The organism is Mesorhizobium sp. P2_F5 (assembly GCF_056403715.1).
Map to the genome: position 1 here is coordinate 261,423 of NZ_JBFUEY010000007.1, position 18,620 is coordinate 280,042.

Sequence of the window (18,620 nt, forward strand, 5' to 3'; positions counted from 1 at the left end):
GCCGCGACCGGCACCAGTCAATCGAGCAGTTCAGAACACCGGCACGCCGGCGGCGGTGATCATTTTCCCCGGCGTCCGCTACGAGCATCCGCCATTGGCGGGCGGGGCAAGGCCGGCCGGTTCGGACAAGCCAGGCACACCACGGACGCCTGTTCCGCACCACTGAGCCGGCCTTGTCGGGCTGGAGATCAGTAGTCCTGCAGTTCACAGGAACTCTGCTCCAGAAACTGTTCGACAATCGGCTTCCAGCTGTCATCGGGCACGAAGGCGCGGATGACGAAGATGCCTTCTTCGATCGGCGCTTCGACGAAGATAGCCCCTTGCAAATCCTCCGGAAGTTCCCGGCGCACGTCGATCATCTGTGCCGGCGTCAGCACCACGGTGTCGAGCTTGTTGCCCGTTGCGGTATGGTCGTTGAAGGAATAGAAATTGTGGCCGTTGCGGTCATAGACCGAGACCGACCAGAACGGCACGCTGCCCGGCGCCTTGATGCGCACCATGCCTTCGGCAAGGTCGAAGCGGCAGGCGGCGGCGTAAAACAGCGGATCGACCGACTTCACCACCGGCGCGCCGCCGGCCTCGGCGTCGAGCCTGGTCATCTTGTAGAGGTCGGACGCCATCGCCAGCCGCGACCAGGCGTCGCGCTCGGTAAATTCCGGCACCAGCAAAAGCACCACGATGTGGACGATGCCGGCGCCGAGCAGGCCGAGCAGGATGGCGTGCAGCAGCCTACGCATTGCAGCCAGCCTTGACGATGCGGGGCAGCGTCACGTCGGAAAGGCCGGTGCTTGAGGCGATCGGCGTGTCGTAGAAGGTAAGCACGAAATACATCCGGCCAAAGCCTTCGGTCAGAAGCCAGTTACCGGGCGCCGGGCGATTGCCGACGGCAATGATCACCGAATTGTCGGGCTGGCGCAGCACCTGGTAGGATTGCAGCGCCGCCAGCCGCGGCTTGCCGGTGTCGACCACGCCGAGCGACTGGTCGGCGGCATAAAGCGTCCAGAACCGGGCGGTGGGAAAACTGCCTTCGATCCTGTAGTCGCATTGCCGCTGAAGCTCATCGCCGGCCGCATCGCGTTCGGCGATGAAGGACAAGCCTTCCGCCTTGCCGAGCGCCAGCACGCCCTCGCGCGCCACGCGCGCCTTCGAATAGGGGTCGGCATCTTGCGTGCCGATCTCGGGGAAGGCGGTCCATTGGCCGATGCTGATCGCGCCGACGCCGCTCTGCGCCTGCAGCGCATACCAGACGCTGCCGCCGCCGCCGCCGATGGCAATGGCAAGCGAAAGCAGCGTGAAAAAGGCGGTCTTGAGCATGAAGAACCGGGACGAGAGAAGGACTGTTGATCGGGGGATATCGCGGGCGAGGGGTTTGTGGCAAGCGATTGGAGGCAAGGGGTAGGCGGGTAGGGCTCTTCCTTCTCCCCCTGTGGGAGAAGGTGGCCTCGCGAAGCGAGGTCGGATGAGGGGTGCTCCAGCTTGGCGGCGACGGCACTCCGTCACTCACCCCTCAACCGTCTCGGCGCTGCGCGCCGATCCACCTTCTCCCACAAGGGGAGAAGGAAAAACTGCGATGGTCAGAGCGCCGACAGGGTCTCCGGCGTCGATGGTGCGCTGAGCACGGGTGCTGCCTGGAACACCTTGGTCATCTCGCGCAGCGTCTGCGTCGTGCGGCTGGACAGCACCGGCGGGCGCTCGGCGGCGGCGTCGGCGGCCGCCTGATCGGCATTTTTCTTCTCCGCTTCGTCGGCCTTGGCGGCGATCTCTTCGTCGACAAAGGGTTTGTCGAGGCCGGGGATCGGCTTCAGGTCGATGTTCTGGTGCGCGTAGACCATCAGCCGCTGCCACACCATCGCCGGCAGCGTGCCGCCGGTCATGTTGCGGGTCGGGGTGAAGTCGTCATTGCCGAGCCAGACGGCGGCCGTGTAGTTGCCGGTGAAGCCGACGAACCAGGCGTCGCGGTAGGATTGCGTCGTGCCCGTCTTGCCGGCAACGACGATGTTGGGCAGCTGCGCGCGCCGCGCCGTGCCGATCGCCGGCACCGCCGCCAACATGGTGTTCATGTATATCAACGCCTGTTCCGACAAAACCCGATGCGGTGCCGGCGCATCCTTGGCGAAGTCATAGACGACATCGCCGGTGCGGGTGACGAGCTGGGTGATGCCGTGCCTGGAGCCGACGAAGCCGTTTTGGGCGAACACGCTGTAGCCCGTCGCCTGGTCCATAACCGTCATGCCCGATGTGCCGAGCACCATGGTCTTGTGCGATTCCAGCGGCGATTCCACGCCGAATGATTCCGCCATCGCCTTGATCGGGCCGATGCCGAGATAGTCCTTGGCCAGCCGCACCGGCACGGTGTTGATCGATTTGGCGATCGCGGTGATCAGCGTCACATTGCCGGCCGAGCCGCCATTGTAATTGTGCGGCGACCAGCCGCCCCAGCTGATCGGCCCGCCTGAGACGACGGAATCCGGCGTGAAGCCATGCTCCATCGCGGTGGCGTAGACGTAAGGTTTGAATGACGAACCGGTCTGGCGCAGCGCCTTGGTGGCGCGGTTGAACTGGCTGGCGCCATAGTCGCGGCCGCCGACAATGGCGCGCACCGCGCCATTGGTCTCGATCACCACGACGGCACCCTCGGTGACGTTGTATTCCTTGCCGAACTGGCGGAGATGGAATTCGACGGATTCCTCTGCCGCCTTCTGGATGTTGGCGTCGAAAGTGGTGTGGGCGACCAGCGAGTGCTGGCCGGGCTTGGCGATCTTCTTGACCTCGTCGAAGGCCCAGTCGAGGAAATAATCCGGGCTCTTCTGCTCGCCGCGGTCGACGATCTCGGCCGGATGCAGCCTTGCCTGCAGCACCTGGCCTTCGGTCATGAAGCCGGAATCGACAAGGTTCGACAGCACCACATTGGCGCGCGCACGGGCAGCCGGCAGGTTGATGTGCGGGGCGTATTTGGTCGGCGCCTTGAACAGGCCGGCCAGCATCGCCGCCTCGGCAAGGTTCAGGTCCTTGACGCTCTTGCCGAAATAGAAATCCGCCGCCGCCTCGATGCCGAAGGTGCCGCCGCCCATATAGGCGCGGTCGAGATAAAGCTGCAGGATCTCCTTCTTCGACAGATTGGCCTCCAGCCACAGCGACAGGAAGGCTTCCTTGATCTTGCGCTGCAAGGTCCGCTCATTCGACAGGAACAGGTTCTTGGCCAGCTGCTGGGTGATGCTGGAGCCGCCCTGGACGACGGAATTGGCCCGCACATTCTCGAAGATGGCGCGCGACAGGCCGAGAACGTCGATGCCGTAATGTTCGAAGAAGCGCCGGTCCTCGGTCGCCAGCACCGCCTTGATGACATGGTCCGGCATCTCGTCCACCGGCACGGAATCGCGCTGGATGATGCCGCGCTGGCCGATCTCGTTGCCGTAGCGGTCGAGGAAGGTGACGGCGAAATCGCCCTGGCTGCGCCAGTCGCCTGTGGTGATCTGGAAGGCCGGCATCGCCAGCGCCAGAAGCACCACGAAGCCGCCGGCGCCCATGGTAAAACCTTCGCTCAGCACCTCGATGATGCCGCGCCGCCAGCCGGTGACGCGGAAGCGCCGCGAGAAAATGGTTGCCGATTCCCAGAACTGGCCGGCCTTGAAGCCGATTTCGTAGAGCGAGGAATCGATCCACGCATCCACCGCCAGCAGTGCTGCGGCGATCGGACCTCTTCTTGGACGTCGTTCTAAAGGACTGGCCATTCCCGAAAACTCACCCCACCCGGGACCTGAGAACCGCAAGCGGGCAATTTCAGGGCGGGCATACCCGGCAAAGACTATTCATCCATTTCAGCCCGGCTCACAAGGGCAGCCGGGCCACACCGCACGGATTGTTGAGCATGGGCATGCTGGACGTATCAGCGTGCGGCGATGAAGTGCATGAAATGCGCCACATCCGCTTCGCTCGGCTCCTGTCCGGTGAAGGCGCGCAGGTAGGCGGCGAGATGGCTGACCCGCGCTTCGACCGGTTCCTTGAGGTCGAGCACGTAATAGCCGATCTGCATGTAATAGAGCACGCGTGCCCGGATGAAAGCGTCTTCCTCGGGATAGCCATGCCGGCGATACATCTCGCGGATAGCGCCGAGACGGTCGTTGTCGGCCTGGTCGATGGCGGCACGAACATCGTCGGAGCGCCGTGCCCATTCGCGGACGGCAAAATCGAGCCGCGGATCGAACAGGCGCTCGTCGGCCCAGCACTCGAAGACGTTCAAAACGGCCATGATGATGGTTTCGGCTGGCCGCTTCGCGCGCTCGACGATCGCCTTGGTGTTGGTGTCATGCCAATGGGCGAGCAACTGGTCGAGCAGGTCCTGGCGGCTCTCAAAATACCAGTAGAAGCTCGAGCGGGAGACGCCGAGTTTCTGGCCGAGCGTCAGCACCCGCACGCTTTCGATGCCGTCCGAGACCAGGGTCCGCAGCGCCAGATCGATCCAGTCCTGGCGCGTCACCTTGATGTTGCCGGGTGCCGGCTCGGCCTGCGGAGCAATCATGATCATGGACCCACAAGTGCCATGGCGCGGAATTCTGCGCAAGCTCTGGACATAAGTGTCTAGACACATGTGTCCAGTGTATGTATCGTGTGGGCATCCAACGAGAGGGAGAGGCTCGTGAAGTCGCATTATCGGGCGGTCGTCATTGGGGGAGGCGTGGTCGGCGCCTCGGTGCTCTATCATCTGGCGCGCTTCGGCTGGAGCGAGGTGGCGCTGATCGAGCGCGCCGAGCTGACCGCCGGTTCGACCTGGCATGCCGCCGCCGGTTTCCATGCGCTGAACGCCGATCCCAATGTCGCAGCACTGCAGGATTATACGATCAAACTCTATCGCGAGATCGAGGCAGAGTCCGGCCAGAATGCCGGCCTGCATATGACCGGCGGCGTCAACATGGCGAGCGACCCGCAGCGCTGGGAGTGGCTGAAATCGGCATGGGCGGTGTTCCAGTCGGTCGGCATCGAGACCGCGCGGCTGGTGACGCCTGAGGAGATCAAGGCAATCTGCCCGATTGTCGACGTCAACGGCGTGCTGGGCGGCCTCTACGATTCCAACGAGGGTCATCTCGATCCCTACGGGACCACCCATGCCTATGCCGGTGCTGCAAAAAAACGCGGCGCCGATGTCATCCTGCGCAACCGGGTGCTCGATCTGAAGGCGCGCGCCGACGGCGGCTGGGATGTGCTGACCGAACAGGGCACGATCGTTGCCGAGCATGTCGTCAATGCCGGTGGCCTGTGGGCCAAGCAGGTCGGCCGCATGGCCGGCGTCGAGCTGCCGGTGACGCCGATGGAGCATCATTACTTCGTCACCGAGGACATTCCGGAGGTGGCCGCGCTCGACAAGGAGCTCGGCCTTGCCGTCGACCTCGACGGCTTTTCCTATCTTCGCCAGGAGCGCAAAGGCGTGCTGCTCGGCGTCTACGAGCAGAACCCGAAACACTGGAACATGGACGGCGCACCCTGGGATTACGGCATCGAGCTGATCCCGGAGGACATCGACCGCATCAGCCCCGAACTGATGAAGGCCTATGAGCGCTTCCCGTGCCTGGCCACGGCCGGCATCCGCAAATGGGTCAACGGCGCCTTCACCTTCACGCCCGACGGCAACCCGCTCGTCGGCCCGGTTCGCGGCCTGAAGAATTACTGGGTTGCCTGCGGTGTGATGGCCGGCTTCAGCCAGGGCGGCGGCGTCGGCAAATCGCTGGCCGAATGGATGATCCATGGCGAACCGCAAGCCGACATATTCGGTATGGACATCGCCCGCTACGGCGCCTTTGCCGCCAACCGCGAATATCTGAAGCAGACGACGCGCCAGTTCTATGCCCGGCGCTTCGTCATGACCTTCCCCAATGAGCGCCTGCCGGCCGGCCGGCCACTGAAGCGCCCCGGCGCCTATGACGGCATGACGGCGGCGGGATGCGAATGGACGGCCTCCTGGGGGCTCGAAATTCCGGCCTATTTCGCGCCGATCGGCTTTCGCGAGGAGACGACGCTGAAGCGCTCCAACGCTTTCGACATTGTCGGCGACGAGGCGTTGCAGGTGCGCCGTGCCGCTGGCCTCGTCGATACCTCGGCCTTCTCGCGCTATGACGTATCGGGGCCGGGCGCGGAGGCCTGGCTCGACCGGCTGCTGGCGTCGAAGCTGCCGAAGCCGGGGCAGGCGAGGCTGGCGCCGATGCTTGGGCCGGACGGCCGGCTCAAGGGCGATCTCACCGTGCTCAACTGGGGCAGCGACGAATACTGGCTCATGGGCTCCTACTATCTCCGAGAATTCCACATGCGCTGGTTCGAGGCGTATGCGGCGCAAGGCGTCTCAGTCACCGACATCTCCGACACCGTCAGCGGCTTCCTCGTCACCGGGCCGAACGCGCGGGACATCATGGCGCGGACCACGCATCAGGATGTTTCGGCAAGCGCCTTGCCATTCATGGCTTGCGGCCAGCTCGACATCGGCATGGTGAGCGCCCGCGTGGCGCGGCTGTCGATTGCCGGTGAACTCGGTTTCGAGATCAATTGCCCGGCTGTCATGCACCCTGCCTTGCGCGAAACCCTGCTTGCCGCCGGCGCGGATCTCGGCCTTGCCGAGGTCGGCTATTATGCGCTCAACGCACTGCGGCTGGAAAAGAGCTTTGGCATCTGGTCGCGCGAATTCACGCAGGCCTACACGCCGGCACAAACCGGCCTCGACCGTTTCATCGCCTTTTCCAAGGGCGATTTCATCGGCCGTGACGCCGCCCTAAGGCAGCGTGAAGCAGGCTCCTTGCAACGGCTCGTGACTTTGGAGATCGATGCGCTCGATGCCGACGCCAGCGGCTTCGAGCCGGTCTGGCACAAGGGCCGGCGCGTCGGCTTCGTCACCTCCGGCGGCTATGGCTACACGATTGGCAAAAGCGTCGCGCTGGCGTTGCTTAACGACGATTTCGCTGGGGAGGGGACCGAGCTTTCGGTGCACATTGTCGGCGTTGAACGCCCGGCGCGCGTTATCCCGGCCTCGCCCTACGACCCCGAGGGCAAGGCGATGCGGCAATGAGGAGAAACTGCCATGATTGATGACGCCGCACGAGACAACAGGCGCGAGCGCAGGCGTGGCCGCACCGGCGAGGCCGGCAGCGAGTCGAGCCGCCACCCGAACTACCGGTCGCTGAAAAACCCGTTCCTGCCGCAGCCGGTGTTTTCGGACGACCAGGTCGCCGCCATCCACGACACGGCGTTGCGCGTGCTGGAAGAGCTCGGCATCAAGGTGCTGCTGCCGGAGGCACGGAGCATCTTCGCGCGCTCCGGTGCGCTGGTCGATGAGGACAGCCAGATGGTGCGCATCGGCCGCGATATCGTCACGGCGGCGCTGGCCTCAGCGCCAAAATCAATCCGGGCGTTGGCCGGCGACCGCAGCCGCGATCTCACGCTCGAACTCGGCTCGATGACGTTCCTGGCCGGCGCCGGCGCACCCAACGTCACCGATCTCGAACGCGGGCGGCGGCCGGGCACGCTCGCCGCCTTCGAGGAACTGACCAAGCTTATTCAGCATTTCGACGTGCTGCACATGCTGTGCCCCTGCATCGAACCGCAGGACGTCGACAACCGTTTGCGCCACTATGCCGCCAACCGGGCCCAGCTGACGCTGTCGGACAAGTTCCCCTTCATCTTCGCCCGCGGCACGCCGCAGGTCGAGGATGGGTTCGAGATGATCCGGCTGGCGCGCGGGCTCTCGCAGGACGAGTTCCTCGCCGGCGTCCATTGCTACACCGTCATCAACACCAATTCGCCGCGCCAGCTCGACATCCCGATGGCGCAAGGCATCATCGACTTTGCCAAGGCCGGCCAGGTGTCTGTCATCACACCCTTCTGTCTGGCCGGCGCCATGGCGCCGATCACGGTCGCCGGCGCATTGACGCTGCAGCACGCCGAGGCGCTGGCCGGACTGACGCTGGCGCAGATGGTGCGGCCGGGCGCGCCGGTGGTGTACGGTTCCTTCTCGTCCAATGTCGACATGAAGTCGGGCGCACCGGCCTTCGGCACGCCCGAGCACGTCAAGGCGACCCTTGGCGCCGGCCAGCTGGCGCGTTTCACCGGCCTGCCCTGGCGGTCCGGCGGCGGCAGTGCGGCCAACATTTCCGACGTCCAGGCAGCGCATGAGACGCAGTTCGCGCTGTGGGGCTCGGTGCTTGCCGGCGCTACCGTCTGCATCCATGCGGCGGGCTGGCTGGAGGGCGGCCTCAGCGTTTCCTATGAGAAGCTGATCACCGATATCGAGGCGCTGCAGACGGTCGCCGAACTCTGTGCGGCAACACCCGGCGATGAAGATGCAATCGGCTTCGAGGCCATCGCCGAAGTCCAGCCGGGCGGGCATTTCTTCTCCGCCGGCCATACCATGGCGCGCTACCGCACCGCCTTCTACGAGCCGCTGGTCGCCGACTGGTCGAATTTCGGCAACTGGACACAGTCCGGTTCGAAGTCGGCCACCGAGCGCGCAACCGGCATCTGGAAGCGGGCGCTGGCCGACTTCCAGCCGCCGGCGTCGGCCGTCGCCACATCTGATGTGCTCGACGAGTTCATCGCCCGGCGCACCGAAGAAGGCGGAGCGTTGCCGGTTTCCTGAAGTCAGCCCGGCTTGCGCCCGACGACGAAGGCGACGGGCGCCCCGGCCGGACCGGGCAGCATTCGTGTCTCGACATAGCCACACTGCTCGACGCAGTCGCGGGCGGCGTCCTTTTCAAACACCGTGCCACCGAATATGCCGGTGCGGAAGCGGGCGAGCGCCTCTCCGAGCGCGTCCGGCCCGGGCTTGACCATCGCCAGCAACAGCCAGCCGCCGGGACGCAGCGCGGCGTGGCCGCGCGCGACGATCGCCCTGACCTGCGGCTCGGGGATGAAGGCGCTCGGCACGAAGACAAGGTCGAACGCGTTCTCCTCAGTGATGTCCTGGCCGAGCCCGGTGCGCAACTCGATGCGATCGTCGAGACCTGCCGCCATGACATTGGATCGCGCCTGCGCAATCGCCTCGGGCATGGGATCGACACCGACCACCTTGAGGCCGGGCCACTGCCTGAGCATTGCGATCGACAGCGCGCCGACGCCGACGCCGATGTCCAGGAAGGTCGCGCCGGGCGACTCGAGCCGCTCCGGCAGATCGGCAAGCAGCGGCGCGATCAACCGCTTCAGCAGCAACGGGAAGCCGGCCGAAACATCGCCGAAGGCCTGACGCATGCCGTCCTCCAGATGCCGGCTGCTTTCAGAAGGCTCCGACAGAAGCTTGCCGCCCGACAGCAGGTCGGCCCTGATGCCGGCAAGCACCGGTGCCAGTTCGCGAGCGCTGGTGTTTGCCACCACGTCGGATATGCCGAGTTCGCTAAGCACCGCTTCGGTGCGCCGGGCGGTATCGCCGTCGAGCGTCGTGCCGCGCACGCGTGCGTCGATCGCCAGACCGAGTGCCACCAGCGCGTTGGTCGATGTCGCGTGCTTGGCGACCATTATTCTGAGGTCCTGAATGTCCATGGCTCTCTCCTTGACTTGGATCACATCGGATCCTCGCGCGAACGCGACGCTGCCGCGATTTGCAATTTGTGCGCATGTCTGTGCAAAATTGCACAGGCACCGACGGAGAAAGGCGTGGCAAAACCCGGCGAACCCGATTGGAACGATTTGCGCTATTTCCTCGCCACGGCACGCACGGGAACACTGTCGGGCGCGGCGCGTGCGCTTGGCGTGCGCCATACGACCATCAGCCGCCGCCTGACCGCGCTCGAAGCAGCGCTCGGGGTCTCGCTCGTGGTGCGACGACCGCACGGCATCGAGATCACACCGCTTGGCCGCAAGCTGCTGCCGCTCGGCGATGACGCCGAACGTGCCATGCAGGCGCTGCTGGCATTGGCGCGCTCGGGCAGGAACCGTGTTCGCCTCGCGCTTCCGTCCGGCCTCAGCCCGTTCTTCGCCGAGCGCATGGCCGCCTTCAACAAGGCCAACCCGGCCATCAATCTCGAATTGTCCAGCGGCAGCCGGGCGGTCGACCTCCAGCAGGGCGAGGCCGATCTCGCGATCAGGATGGGCGTCGTCGCCGACGATACGCTGATCGCGCGCAAACTCTGTATCGCCGGCTGGTCGATCTATGCCTCGCAGCGTTATCTCGACCGTCACCCGCAGCCTATCGACCCGCGTGATCTCGCCGGACAGGAAATCATCGGATTCGATGCCAGGCTCGCCAGCGTTCCTGGCGCAAGATGGATAGAGGCGCATGGCGCCGGTGCGACAACGGTCTTTCGCGTTGCCGAGATGACTGAAATGCTGGCGACGGCGCTGAGCGGCGCTGGGCTAGCCGTGATGCCTTGCATGCTGGCGGAATCCGAGCCCCGCATGGTGCGGCTTGCGCCCGACATTCTCGGTAGTCACCCGGTTTTTCTTGCCTATCGCCGCGAAATCGGAGCGGAAGCGCCGGTGCGCGCGGTCATCCGTTTCGCAGTCTCCGTCATCAAGGACCATGCCGCATTGATCAGCGGCGAGATGCGCTGAGCCCTTTGGTGCCGGCTTGAGGAGATACGACGGGGTCGGCAGCCGTTACATCGGCCGCTTGTCACCGGTCTTCGGGAGATCGCGGCGGATTGTACCGGCGTCGGTCAGCCTGTGCTTRTCGGCGGCAATCCGGCGGATGCGATCGAAGCGGCTTTCCTCTGCCGGCTTTGCCGGCACACCATTTGGCTTCGGGGCGAATGTGATCATCTGTCGATCTCCCTGTCGTTGCTGACTGCTGACTGACGGAAATCCTCAGGCTGCCGGGAAAATCTCCCCGGCGGCCGTTGTTCTGCCTTGGCCCGACCGGCTTTTCCGGGCGGGCATTTCAGGCGGTGGTCAGTAGCCGCCCATGCCGCCGCCGGCGCCCGCGGGCGCTGCATCCTTGGCCGGGATGTCGGTGATCATGGCTTCGGCGGTGATCAGAAGTGCGGCGATCGAGCCGGCGTCCTGCAATGCGGTGCGCACCACTTTCGCCGGGTCGACGATGCCCGCCTTGATCATGTCGACATAGACCTCGTTCTGGGCGTCAAAGCCCTGATTGTGGTCCTTGCTGTCGGAAAGCTTGCCGACAACGATCGAGCCTTCGACACCGGAATTCTCGGCGATCTGGCGGATCGGTGCCTCGAGCGCGCGAAGCACGATCGAAATGCCGGCGGTCACATCGTCATTGGCGCCGGTCAGTCCGGCCAGCGCCGACCTGGCGCGGAGAAGCGCCACGCCACCGCCGGGAACAATGCCTTCTTCGACCGCCGCGCGCGTCGCGTTCAGCGCGTCATCGATGCGGTCCTTCTTTTCCTTCACTTCCGACTCGGTGACGCCGCCGACACGGATGACGGCAACGCCGCCGGCAAGCTTGGCCAGCCGCTCCTGCAGCTTCTCCTTGTCGTAGTCCGAGGTGGTCTCCTCGATCTGCCCCTTGATCTGCGCGATACGCGCCTGGATGGTGGCCTTGGTGCCGGCGCCGTCGATGATCGTGGTGGTGTCCTTCTCGATCAGCACGCGCTTGGCGCGGCCAAGCATCTCGACGGTGACGTTTTCCAGCTTGATGCCGAGATCCTCGGAAATCATCTGGCCCGATGTCAGCACCGCGATGTCTTCCAGCATCGCCTTGCGGCGGTCGCCGAAGCCCGGCGCCTTGACGGCCGCGACCTTGAGGCCGCCGCGCAGCTTGTTGACGACCAACGTCGCCAGCGCTTCGCCTTCGACGTCTTCCGAGATGATCAGCAGCGGCCGGCCGCTTTGCACCACCGCTTCGAGGATCGGCAGCATCGCCTGCAGATTGCCGAGTTTTTTCTCGTGGATGAGGATATAGGGCTCCTCGAGCTCGGCGCGCATCTTGTCGGCGTTGGTGACGAAATAGGGGCTGAGATAGCCGCGGTCGAACTGCATGCCTTCGACGACGTCGAGTTCGGTGTCGGCGGTCTTGGCTTCCTCGACGGTGATGACGCCGTCATTGCCGACCTTGTCCATCGCCTTGGCGATCATGGCGCCGACGCTGGCATCGCCATTGGCGGCGATGGTGCCGACCTGCGCGATCTCGGCCGACGACTTGACCTTCTTGGCTTTCGCCTTGATGTCCTTGACCACGGCCGAAACCGCCTGGTCGATGCCGCGCTTGAGGTCCATCGGGTTCATGCCGGCAGCAACCAGCTTGGCGCCTTCGCGCAGGATCGAGGCGGCCAGCACCGTTGCGGTGGTGGTGCCGTCACCGGCGAGGTCGTTGGTCTTGGAAGCCACTTCGCGCACCATCTGCGCGCCCATGTTCTCGAACTTGTCGGCAAGCTCGATTTCCTTGGCCACCGTTACACCGTCCTTGGTGATGCGCGGCGCGCCATAGGCCTTGTCGATGATGACGTTGCGGCCCTTGGGGCCGAGCGTGACCTTCACCGCATTGTTGAGGATCTCGACGCCGCGCAACATACGGTCGCGCGCGTCGGTGGAGAATTTGATTTCCTTCGCAGACATTTTTTCATCCAGTTCGTATTTGGAGTGGAGCTTTCGCCGCGCGGACCGCGCAGCGCGCCAATCAGGCAGCCTTCTTGGCTTCGACGCTCTTCTCGATCACGCCCATAATGTCGGCTTCCTTCATGATCAGAAGGTCCTCGCCGTCGATCTTGACTTCGGTGCCCGACCATTTGCCGAACAGGATCAAGTCGCCAGCCTTGACGTCGAGTGGAACAAGCACGCCGTTTTCGTCGCGAGCGCCGGGGCCGACGGCGATGACTTCGCCTTCCTGCGGCTTTTCCTTGGCATTGTCGGGAATGATGATGCCGCCCTTGGATTTGGTATCGCCTTCGGCGCGCCGGATGACGACGCGGTCGTGGAGTGGCCGAAACTTCATGAGAACTTCTTTCTGGGGCCGGCACAGGCGGCCACGCCGCTCTTATAGGCGCGTTGGCACTCGATAGATAGGAGTGCCAAAAATTATTCGCGGGCAATCCAAAATATTTAAAAGTATTATGTGGCTTGCGGATTTCCAGATATCGCGCACCGTCTAAATAATTCAAAAAATTGAATTTCTACGCCAAAGCGACTATTTATATGGAAAGTTTCATTTCAACGGTTTCAGCCACAAGGGAGATTTAAGCGATGGCCGACGGCAATCAGAGTATCATGGAAAAAGCTGAGGCCCGCTTCATGGACAAGCAGAAGAAGACGGCCGAGCGCAGCAAGGCAACCTCCGACTACGTGTCCGAGGCGAGAGCCAGGGAGATCAAGACGGCAAGGCTCAGGGAATTGCGCCTGGCCAAGGAAGAGGCCGACCGCGTCGCCGAAGCCTTGAACCCGACACCGAAGAAGAAGCCGGCTACAGCCAAGAAAGCCGCCGCAGCGCCGAAAGGAGCCAAGTTATGAGCCTGACATTCCCCAACCCAAGCCGCAGCTATGACGAGGCCGGAAAGCGCATCCGCTTTGTCGGCCATGACGGTATGTTCCAGATTTCCTTCTCTGTTGCCGCCGATGCGCTCTCGAAGGCGCCATCGGGGACGGCGACCTCGGAAGCCACCTATCTGGCGGCCTTCGATACGGCGTCCAGCTCCATCCATGACATTGCCAGCAGGGCCTATGCCCGCAGCCGCAAGAGCGTGTATGTGCTCACCGCCGCGGATTTCAGCTAGCTACTGGATCAGGATTTGCGGTCCGCCTTCGCCCGCCGCTTGACGTCTTGATTGTTCAGGCGGTCGGCCATCGCTTCCGCATCGCGTATAGTCATGCCCACCATCACCTGATGCTTGAGCTCGACAGGCTGGCCGGTGAAGATGTCGAAGATGGTCCAGCTGTCAGGCTGATCCATGCGCAATGCATAGCGGTTTGCCATCGCGGCATCAGGCCTTGGACATGAAAAATGCCGCCGCCAGGATCAGGATTGTCCAGAGCAGCACCGACAGCTTCAAGGCCAGGCCGCCATGCACCGAAAGGACCTCCCGTAGGCGCAACGCCATGGTGTTCTTCGACAGGGTGGGTGCTGCCGCAATCGCGACCGCGGGCTTGACGCCAAGCTTTCCAAAAGCCGGCAGCAGCGATGGCGTTCGCATGAAATGACCTCGAATTGTCAGAGAAACAGGCCTCCTCATAACACCGTTCTTGAAACTCCCTGCATGCCAAATAGAAACCGGTCCGTGAAACGGCCATGCCGCCTGATTCGCAACTTGCGTCGGGCCGGTTGTCATCTGGCGAAACTGGAGCAACGCGGTTAGGTTGCGCGAAACTGCTGGCGGAATGAGGTTTGTTCCAGAGCATGATGCCGAAAAGTGTGAAGCGGTTTTCGGATGACATCATGCTCTTAGGCGTGACAGGCGAACGGAGACGAGGATGACGGCGCCCGGCGATTTGCTGCAAGCCTTGTTCATGAGATTGAAGAGTGACGCCTCGCTGACGGCGCTGCTCGGCGGCGCCGGATTGCGCGAGCAAGCGGCTGATAGTGCCGCCTTTCCTTATGTCACCTACGGCCGGACCAGCGCGTTCGATCTGGACACGGGCGCCGACAATGATGACGACCAGCTCATCACGCTGCATGTCTGGTCGAAGGCGCAAGGCGAGGCCGAGACGCGGCTGATCATGGACAGCATCCGGGCGCGCCTCGACGGCGCTGCATTCGCCACCGGCTCGCGCGACCAGACCCGACTGTCCCTCGAGTTCGCCGAGACACGCTATGACGAGGATCTGGCGCTCCATCACGGGGTGCTGCGGATTCGCGCCATCACGCAAAGCGCGACCTAGAGCGTTTCACCGCTCCACGGCGAACCGCTCTATCTCTTTGTTTGACGCAATTCCCAAGGGAAAGCGCTAGGCGCTTTTCCCGGGGAAAACCGCTCACACTTTTCCGGGAATTGCTCTAAATCTGTGCCTGGATCTCGGCCTTGTCGATCACCGACCACACCTCGCGGATGCGACCCTCTCCGAATTCGTAGAACACATTTTCGGCGAACGACACGCGCTTGCCGTTCACCGGCAGGCCGAACAGCACTCCCTTGGGATGACAGTCGAAACGCAGGCGCGCCGCCACGCGCGGTGGTTGGCAGACCAGAAGTTCGATGTTGAAACTGAGATCGGGAATGGCCTCGAAATCGCCTTCGAGCATGCGGCGATAGCCCGACAGGCCGAGCATTTCGCCATTGTGCTGAACTTCATTGCCGACAAACTTTCCGAGATTGGCCCAGTCCTGGGCATTCAGGCAGGCGATGTAGCCCCGGTAGAGGTCGGCAAGGTCTTTGTCCGTCATGGCGCGCTCCGATGGTTTGGCGTTTCCTACGCTAATTAGGGCGCCCGTCGAATATGTCGCTTTGACCGACGCCAAGGGCGCTTGCGACAGACCTCCGGTCGCCAGGGCAGGCTTCAAGAAGCCGCCCCACGAAAACCATAGCCGCACGGCCACTTTTCCGGCTATGAATCCCTCGCCCGGTCTGAGGGGACCGGGCGGCATGACTGCATTCATTCGTTTCGCGCGCAGGGGTATTGCGGGGATGGATTTTCAACCATTCACCGTTCATTTCACGTTCAGCACAGTTGCGTTACAACGCCAACCATGAAAACGCTTCGCTCTCATTTCAGAACCGCGACACTGGCGCTTGCAGCGGCCGGCGTGTTCGCGTCGCAGGCGACGCCGGCGGCCGCGGCCGACTGCTACGCGATCGGCCAGCAGGTTGCCGAGCAGAATGGCGGCACATTGGCCAAGGCTTCGCAGTCGACGCGTGGCGGCCAGGAGGTCTGCGTCATCGTCGTGCTCGTTCCTGGCAAGGACGGCCAGCGCCCGCGCCGTTCGGAGATCGTCGTCCCGGCGAACTGATCCAATCTTCCCTCTTGCAGGGCTCGTTTCCCAGGCCACCGGAATCGGCCTATATCTGAGACATCAACAGGCCTGACCGATCATGCGCGTACTCGTCGTCGAAGATGACAAGGATCTCAACCGGCAGATAGCCGATGCCCTAGTCGATGCCGGCTATGTCGTCGACCGCGCCTATGACGGGGAGGAGGGCCATTTCCTGGGCGACACAGAGCCTTACGACGCCGTCGTGCTCGACATCGGCCTGCCGCAGATGGACGGCATCAGCGTCGTCGAGCGCTGGCGCCGCAACGACCGCAAGATGCCGGTGCTTATCCTCACTGCACGCGACCGCTGGAGCGACAAGGTGTCGGGCATCGACGCCGGCGCCGACGATTACGTCACCAAGCCGTTCCACATCGAGGAGGTGCTGGCGCGGGTGAGGGCGCTGATCCGCCGTGCCGCCGGCCATGCCTCGTCCGAACTCACCTGCGGGCCGCTGCGCCTCGACACCAAGGCCTCCAAGGCCGATGTCAACGGCGTGCCGCTGAAGCTGACGTCGCACGAGTTCCGCCTGCTTGCCTATCTCATGCACCATATGGGCGAGGTGGTGTCGCGCACCGAACTGGTCGAGCACCTCTACGACCAGGATTTCGACCGCGATTCCAACACCATCGAGGTGTTTGTCGGCCGGCTGCGCAAGAAGATGGGCATCGACATGATCGAAACCGTGCGCGGCATGGGCTATCGCATGCGTGAGCCGGAGGCGTAAGGCGGAACCGCTCCCCATACCAGCAAGGAAGCCTTTCTCGGCACGGCTCTGGCCGCGCTCGCTGGCTTTCCGCGTCATCGGCTTTTCCACGATCTGGGCGATCCTCACCCTGATCGTGATCTTCACACTGATCACCACGCTCTACCGCCAGGCCAGCGAGCGTGGCTTCGACAGCCTGCTGTCGGCGCATCTGTTCAACCTGATCGGCTCCGTCGGCGTTTCCGACTCCGGCCAGCTCATCGGCGCTCCCGACCTCGGCGACCTGCGCTTCTCAGAGCCGAATTCGGGCTGGTACTGGTCGGTGGAGCCGGCTTCCGAAGGCGTGCACGGCAACCTCCACTCATCCTCGATGACCACGACGATCCCGTCGCCGACCGTCGCCGAGGTGCCTTTCAATTCCAGTTTCCAGCGTAGCTATTCCGCCGACGGCATCGGCGACGAGGAACTGCAAGTGTTCGAAAGCGAATTCGTCCTCGATGCCAAGAACCGTGCCGCGCGCTTTCGCGTCATGGGCAACAAGACCGAACTCGAGCAGGAGATCGCCACCTTCCAGGGCCGCCTGCTGACCTATCTCAGCCTGTTCGGCGTCGGCATGATCGCCATCAACGCGATCGCCATCCTGCTCGGCCTGCAGCCCTTGCGCCGGGTCCGCAATGCGCTTGCCTTGGTCCGCGAAGGCACGGCGCAACGGCTCGACGGCCAGTTCCCGGCGGAGATCGAGCCGCTTGCCAATGAGACCAACGCACTGATCGAAAACAACAAGCGCATTGTCGAGCGCTCGCGCACGCAGGTTGGCAATCTTGCCCATTCGCTGAAGACGCCGCTCGCCGTGCTGATCAACGAGGGGCGGGCGCTGGGCGGCGCCAAGGGCCAGCTCATCGCCGACCAGGCCGCCTCGATGCAGAAGCAGGTCGATCACTATCTGCAGCGGGCCCGCGTCGCGGCGCAGCGCGACAGCGTCGTCTACCGCACGCCGGTGACGCCGCTGGTGCAGCGCATGGTGCGCGTGCTGCAAAAACTCAAGCCTGATGTCAGCCTGTCGCTTGCCTTGCCGGCGGCCGACATCGTCTTTGCCGGCGAGCGCGAGGATCTGGAGGAATTGCTCGGCAATTTGCTCGACAATGCGATGAAATGGGCAAGGAGCACTGTTGCCGTATCCGTCACGCCGGCCGCCGCTGGCTTGTTCGAGATCGCGATTGAGGATGACGGTCCAGGCATTCCTGAGGACAAGGCGCGCGATGCGTTGAAACGTGGCCGGCGACTCGACGAGACAAAGCCAGGCACGGGGCTCGGGCTTGCCATTGTCGCCGACCTCGTCAACGAGTATGGCGGCGCTCTGGCCCTGGACCGCTCCGCCATGGGTGGGCTGAAGGCGGTGGTGCGCTTGCGGAGCCTCCAATGATGCTTCGGCGCCAATCGACATGGCTGAGTGCCTGTGTTATGGCGACCTGTCGATTGCTCCTCGGATGGTCGGCAAACGGCCAAATTTCCGACAAATATCAATACTATGGCCAGCAGACATCCCCGATGACGCGGCCCCCAGCGCATCCCGTTCAAGAAAACCGGTTGTTGGCATGAAGATTCGCGTTGCGCTCGTTTCCGCACTGCTCGCTCTCTCCGGCTGCGGAACATTGGGCAAGGGCAGCGGCCCGGATATCTCCATCACCAACCCGCCCGCGTCGCCTCCTTCAGGGGCCAAAGTCGCGACGACGATCATTTCGGCCATGGCCGGCGGGCTCGTCGGCGGATCGATCGGCAGTGGCCTGAACGAGACCGAGAAGCGCAAGGCGCTCGAGGCGGAATACAAGGCGCTCGAATACACGGCGAGCGGCCAGAAGGTGACGTGGAAGAGCGACAGTTCGGCCCATTCCGGCGAGGTTGTCGCGGCCCAGCCCTATCGCGTCGGCTCGCAGGATTGCCGCCAATACACGCATACGGTGTTCACCGGCACGGCCGGCCAGACTGCGCGTGGCACCGCATGCCGCAACGCCGACGGCAGCTGGACGCCGCTGACCTGAGCATCCGGTCCGGCTGATTGGGATCGGGCTCCCGTCAAAGCGTCGCAGC

The 18,620-nt window shown here is 63.7% G+C and carries 21 protein-coding genes; 10 read left to right on the top strand and 11 right to left on the bottom strand.

Annotation, left to right across the window (positions count from 1 at the left end):
* Positions 1-188 precede the first annotated feature (188 nt).
* The 4 genes from AC1DYO_RS13090 to AC1DYO_RS13105 all read right to left on the bottom strand — a co-directional run bounded on the left by AC1DYO_RS13090 (position 189) and on the right by AC1DYO_RS13105 (position 4,525).
* Positions 189-737: a DUF1254 domain-containing protein gene (locus tag AC1DYO_RS13090; protein ID WP_477263755.1), complete on the bottom strand. Its 549-nt coding sequence runs from the start codon at positions 735-737 to the stop codon at positions 189-191.
* Positions 730-1,314, bottom strand: coding sequence for a DUF1214 domain-containing protein (locus AC1DYO_RS13095; RefSeq protein WP_112564152.1), 585 nt, complete (start codon positions 1,312-1,314; stop codon positions 730-732). Before AC1DYO_RS13095 ends, AC1DYO_RS13090 begins: the two co-directional genes overlap by 8 nt.
* A 260-nt stretch (positions 1,315-1,574) precedes the next feature.
* Positions 1,575-3,731 carry a transglycosylase domain-containing protein gene (locus AC1DYO_RS13100; protein WP_477263756.1) on the bottom strand — a complete coding sequence of 719 codons (2,157 nt, stop codon included), beginning with the start codon at positions 3,729-3,731 and terminating at the stop codon, positions 1,575-1,577.
* 155 nt (positions 3,732-3,886) lie between these two features.
* The gene (locus tag AC1DYO_RS13105; RefSeq protein WP_477263758.1) at positions 3,887-4,525 is read right to left on the bottom strand and encodes a TetR/AcrR family transcriptional regulator; all 639 of its coding nucleotides are present in this window, start codon (positions 4,523-4,525) and stop codon (positions 3,887-3,889) included.
* A gap of 111 nt (positions 4,526-4,636) precedes the next feature.
* On the opposite strand from AC1DYO_RS13105, the gene AC1DYO_RS13110 reads away from it, so the two are divergent.
* A complete protein-coding gene (locus AC1DYO_RS13110; protein ID WP_477263760.1) occupies positions 4,637-7,048 on the top strand; it encodes a GcvT family protein in 2,412 nt (803 codons plus the stop codon).
* 12 nt (positions 7,049-7,060) lie between these two features.
* Positions 7,061-8,614 carry a trimethylamine methyltransferase family protein gene (locus AC1DYO_RS13115; RefSeq protein ID WP_477263762.1) on the top strand — a complete coding sequence of 518 codons (1,554 nt, stop codon included), beginning with the start codon at positions 7,061-7,063 and terminating at the stop codon, positions 8,612-8,614.
* Positions 8,615-8,616: 2 nt separating this feature from the next.
* On the opposite strand, the gene AC1DYO_RS13120 is transcribed toward AC1DYO_RS13115, so the two are convergent.
* On the bottom strand, positions 8,617-9,510 hold the full coding sequence (locus tag AC1DYO_RS13120) for an SAM-dependent methyltransferase (protein WP_477263764.1): 894 nt from the start codon (positions 9,508-9,510) through the stop codon (positions 8,617-8,619).
* 114 nt (positions 9,511-9,624) lie between these two features.
* Between AC1DYO_RS13120 and AC1DYO_RS13125 the strand changes: the two genes are divergently transcribed.
* Complete coding sequence (locus AC1DYO_RS13125; RefSeq protein WP_477263766.1) at positions 9,625-10,521, top strand: LysR family transcriptional regulator; 897 nt, start codon at positions 9,625-9,627, stop codon at positions 10,519-10,521.
* 45 nt (positions 10,522-10,566) lie between these two features.
* Here the strand turns inward: AC1DYO_RS13125 and AC1DYO_RS13130 are convergent, their stop codons facing one another.
* The 3 genes from AC1DYO_RS13130 to AC1DYO_RS13140 form a co-directional block, all read right to left on the bottom strand.
* A complete protein-coding gene (locus AC1DYO_RS13130; RefSeq protein WP_181058892.1) occupies positions 10,567-10,728 on the bottom strand; it encodes a hypothetical protein in 162 nt (53 codons plus the stop codon).
* 129 nt (positions 10,729-10,857) lie between these two features.
* The gene (gene groL, locus AC1DYO_RS13135; RefSeq protein WP_477263768.1) at positions 10,858-12,486 is read right to left on the bottom strand and encodes a chaperonin GroEL; all 1,629 of its coding nucleotides are present in this window, start codon (positions 12,484-12,486) and stop codon (positions 10,858-10,860) included.
* A 61-nt stretch (positions 12,487-12,547) separates the two neighbouring features.
* A complete protein-coding gene (locus AC1DYO_RS13140; RefSeq protein WP_477263770.1) occupies positions 12,548-12,862 on the bottom strand; it encodes a co-chaperone GroES in 315 nt (104 codons plus the stop codon).
* Between the two features lie 248 nt (positions 12,863-13,110).
* Here AC1DYO_RS13140 and AC1DYO_RS13145 point away from each other — a divergent pair, with 248 nt between their 5' ends.
* The gene (locus AC1DYO_RS13145) at positions 13,111-13,374 is read left to right on the top strand and encodes a hypothetical protein (RefSeq protein ID WP_477263772.1); all 264 of its coding nucleotides are present in this window, start codon (positions 13,111-13,113) and stop codon (positions 13,372-13,374) included.
* Entirely contained in the window at positions 13,371-13,637 is a 267-nt protein-coding gene (locus AC1DYO_RS13150; RefSeq protein ID WP_477263774.1) for a DUF1488 family protein, read from the top strand. The genes AC1DYO_RS13145 and AC1DYO_RS13150 overlap by 4 nt, the downstream gene beginning before the upstream one ends.
* A gap of 8 nt (positions 13,638-13,645) precedes the next feature.
* On the opposite strand, the gene AC1DYO_RS13155 is transcribed toward AC1DYO_RS13150, so the two are convergent.
* Together AC1DYO_RS13155 and AC1DYO_RS13160 are read right to left on the bottom strand one after the other, a co-directional pair.
* On the bottom strand, positions 13,646-13,837 hold the full coding sequence (locus AC1DYO_RS13155) for a hypothetical protein (protein ID WP_181058897.1): 192 nt from the start codon (positions 13,835-13,837) through the stop codon (positions 13,646-13,648).
* Positions 13,838-13,844: 7 nt separating this feature from the next.
* Positions 13,845-14,054, bottom strand: a complete 210-nt coding sequence (locus AC1DYO_RS13160) for a hypothetical protein (RefSeq protein ID WP_477263776.1) — start codon at positions 14,052-14,054, stop codon at positions 13,845-13,847.
* 277 nt (positions 14,055-14,331) lie between these two features.
* Here AC1DYO_RS13160 and AC1DYO_RS13165 point away from each other — a divergent pair, with 277 nt between their 5' ends.
* Positions 14,332-14,739 carry a DUF3168 domain-containing protein gene (locus AC1DYO_RS13165; protein WP_477263778.1) on the top strand — a complete coding sequence of 136 codons (408 nt, stop codon included), beginning with the start codon at positions 14,332-14,334 and terminating at the stop codon, positions 14,737-14,739.
* Positions 14,740-14,854: 115 nt separating this feature from the next.
* Here AC1DYO_RS13165 and AC1DYO_RS13170 read toward each other — a convergent pair whose 3' ends face one another.
* Positions 14,855-15,241 carry an ester cyclase gene (locus AC1DYO_RS13170; RefSeq protein ID WP_477263780.1) on the bottom strand — a complete coding sequence of 129 codons (387 nt, stop codon included), beginning with the start codon at positions 15,239-15,241 and terminating at the stop codon, positions 14,855-14,857.
* 303 nt (positions 15,242-15,544) lie between these two features.
* Here AC1DYO_RS13170 and AC1DYO_RS13175 point away from each other — a divergent pair, with 303 nt between their 5' ends.
* The 4 genes from AC1DYO_RS13175 to AC1DYO_RS13190 all read left to right on the top strand — a co-directional run bounded on the left by AC1DYO_RS13175 (position 15,545) and on the right by AC1DYO_RS13190 (position 18,571).
* The gene (locus AC1DYO_RS13175; protein ID WP_477263782.1) at positions 15,545-15,805 is read left to right on the top strand and encodes a hypothetical protein; all 261 of its coding nucleotides are present in this window, start codon (positions 15,545-15,547) and stop codon (positions 15,803-15,805) included.
* Between the two features lie 82 nt (positions 15,806-15,887).
* Positions 15,888-16,553, top strand: a complete 666-nt coding sequence (locus tag AC1DYO_RS13180; protein ID WP_477263784.1) for a response regulator transcription factor — start codon at positions 15,888-15,890, stop codon at positions 16,551-16,553.
* Positions 16,537-17,955, top strand: a complete 1,419-nt coding sequence (locus tag AC1DYO_RS13185; protein ID WP_477263786.1) for an ATP-binding protein — start codon at positions 16,537-16,539, stop codon at positions 17,953-17,955. The genes AC1DYO_RS13180 and AC1DYO_RS13185 overlap by 17 nt, the downstream gene beginning before the upstream one ends.
* Positions 17,956-18,127: 172 nt before the next feature.
* Entirely contained in the window at positions 18,128-18,571 is a 444-nt protein-coding gene (locus tag AC1DYO_RS13190; RefSeq protein ID WP_477263788.1) for a hypothetical protein, read from the top strand.
* The last annotated feature ends 49 nt before the right edge of the window (positions 18,572-18,620 follow it).

Bases quoted from the DNA above. Each gene is read 5' to 3' on its own strand.
- AC1DYO_RS13090 (WP_477263755.1), bottom strand. From the start codon at position 737: ATGCGTAGGCTGCTGCACGCCATCCTGCTCGGCCTGCTCGGCGCCGGC.
- AC1DYO_RS13095 (WP_112564152.1), bottom strand. From the start codon at position 1,314: ATGCTCAAGACCGCCTTTTTCACGCTGCTTTCGCTTGCCATTGCCATC.
- AC1DYO_RS13100 (WP_477263756.1), bottom strand. From the start codon at position 3,731: ATGGCCAGTCCTTTAGAACGACGTCCAAGAAGAGGTCCGATCGCCGCA.
- AC1DYO_RS13105 (WP_477263758.1), bottom strand. From the start codon at position 4,525: ATGATCATGATTGCTCCGCAGGCCGAGCCGGCACCCGGCAACATCAAG.
- AC1DYO_RS13115 (WP_477263762.1), top strand. From the start codon at position 7,061: ATGATTGATGACGCCGCACGAGACAACAGGCGCGAGCGCAGGCGTGGC.
- AC1DYO_RS13120 (WP_477263764.1), bottom strand. From the start codon at position 9,510: ATGGACATTCAGGACCTCAGAATAATGGTCGCCAAGCACGCGACATCG.
- groL (WP_477263768.1), bottom strand. From the start codon at position 12,486: ATGTCTGCGAAGGAAATCAAATTCTCCACCGACGCGCGCGACCGTATG.
- AC1DYO_RS13140 (WP_477263770.1), bottom strand. From the start codon at position 12,862: ATGAAGTTTCGGCCACTCCACGACCGCGTCGTCATCCGGCGCGCCGAA.
- AC1DYO_RS13145 (WP_477263772.1), top strand. From the start codon at position 13,111: ATGGCCGACGGCAATCAGAGTATCATGGAAAAAGCTGAGGCCCGCTTC.
- AC1DYO_RS13150 (WP_477263774.1), top strand. From the start codon at position 13,371: ATGAGCCTGACATTCCCCAACCCAAGCCGCAGCTATGACGAGGCCGGA.
- AC1DYO_RS13155 (WP_181058897.1), bottom strand. From the start codon at position 13,837: ATGGCAAACCGCTATGCATTGCGCATGGATCAGCCTGACAGCTGGACC.
- AC1DYO_RS13160 (WP_477263776.1), bottom strand. From the start codon at position 14,054: ATGCGAACGCCATCGCTGCTGCCGGCTTTTGGAAAGCTTGGCGTCAAG.
- AC1DYO_RS13165 (WP_477263778.1), top strand. From the start codon at position 14,332: ATGACGGCGCCCGGCGATTTGCTGCAAGCCTTGTTCATGAGATTGAAG.
- AC1DYO_RS13170 (WP_477263780.1), bottom strand. From the start codon at position 15,241: ATGACGGACAAAGACCTTGCCGACCTCTACCGGGGCTACATCGCCTGC.
- AC1DYO_RS13175 (WP_477263782.1), top strand. From the start codon at position 15,545: ATGAAAACGCTTCGCTCTCATTTCAGAACCGCGACACTGGCGCTTGCA.
- AC1DYO_RS13180 (WP_477263784.1), top strand. From the start codon at position 15,888: ATGCGCGTACTCGTCGTCGAAGATGACAAGGATCTCAACCGGCAGATA.
- AC1DYO_RS13190 (WP_477263788.1), top strand. From the start codon at position 18,128: ATGAAGATTCGCGTTGCGCTCGTTTCCGCACTGCTCGCTCTCTCCGGC.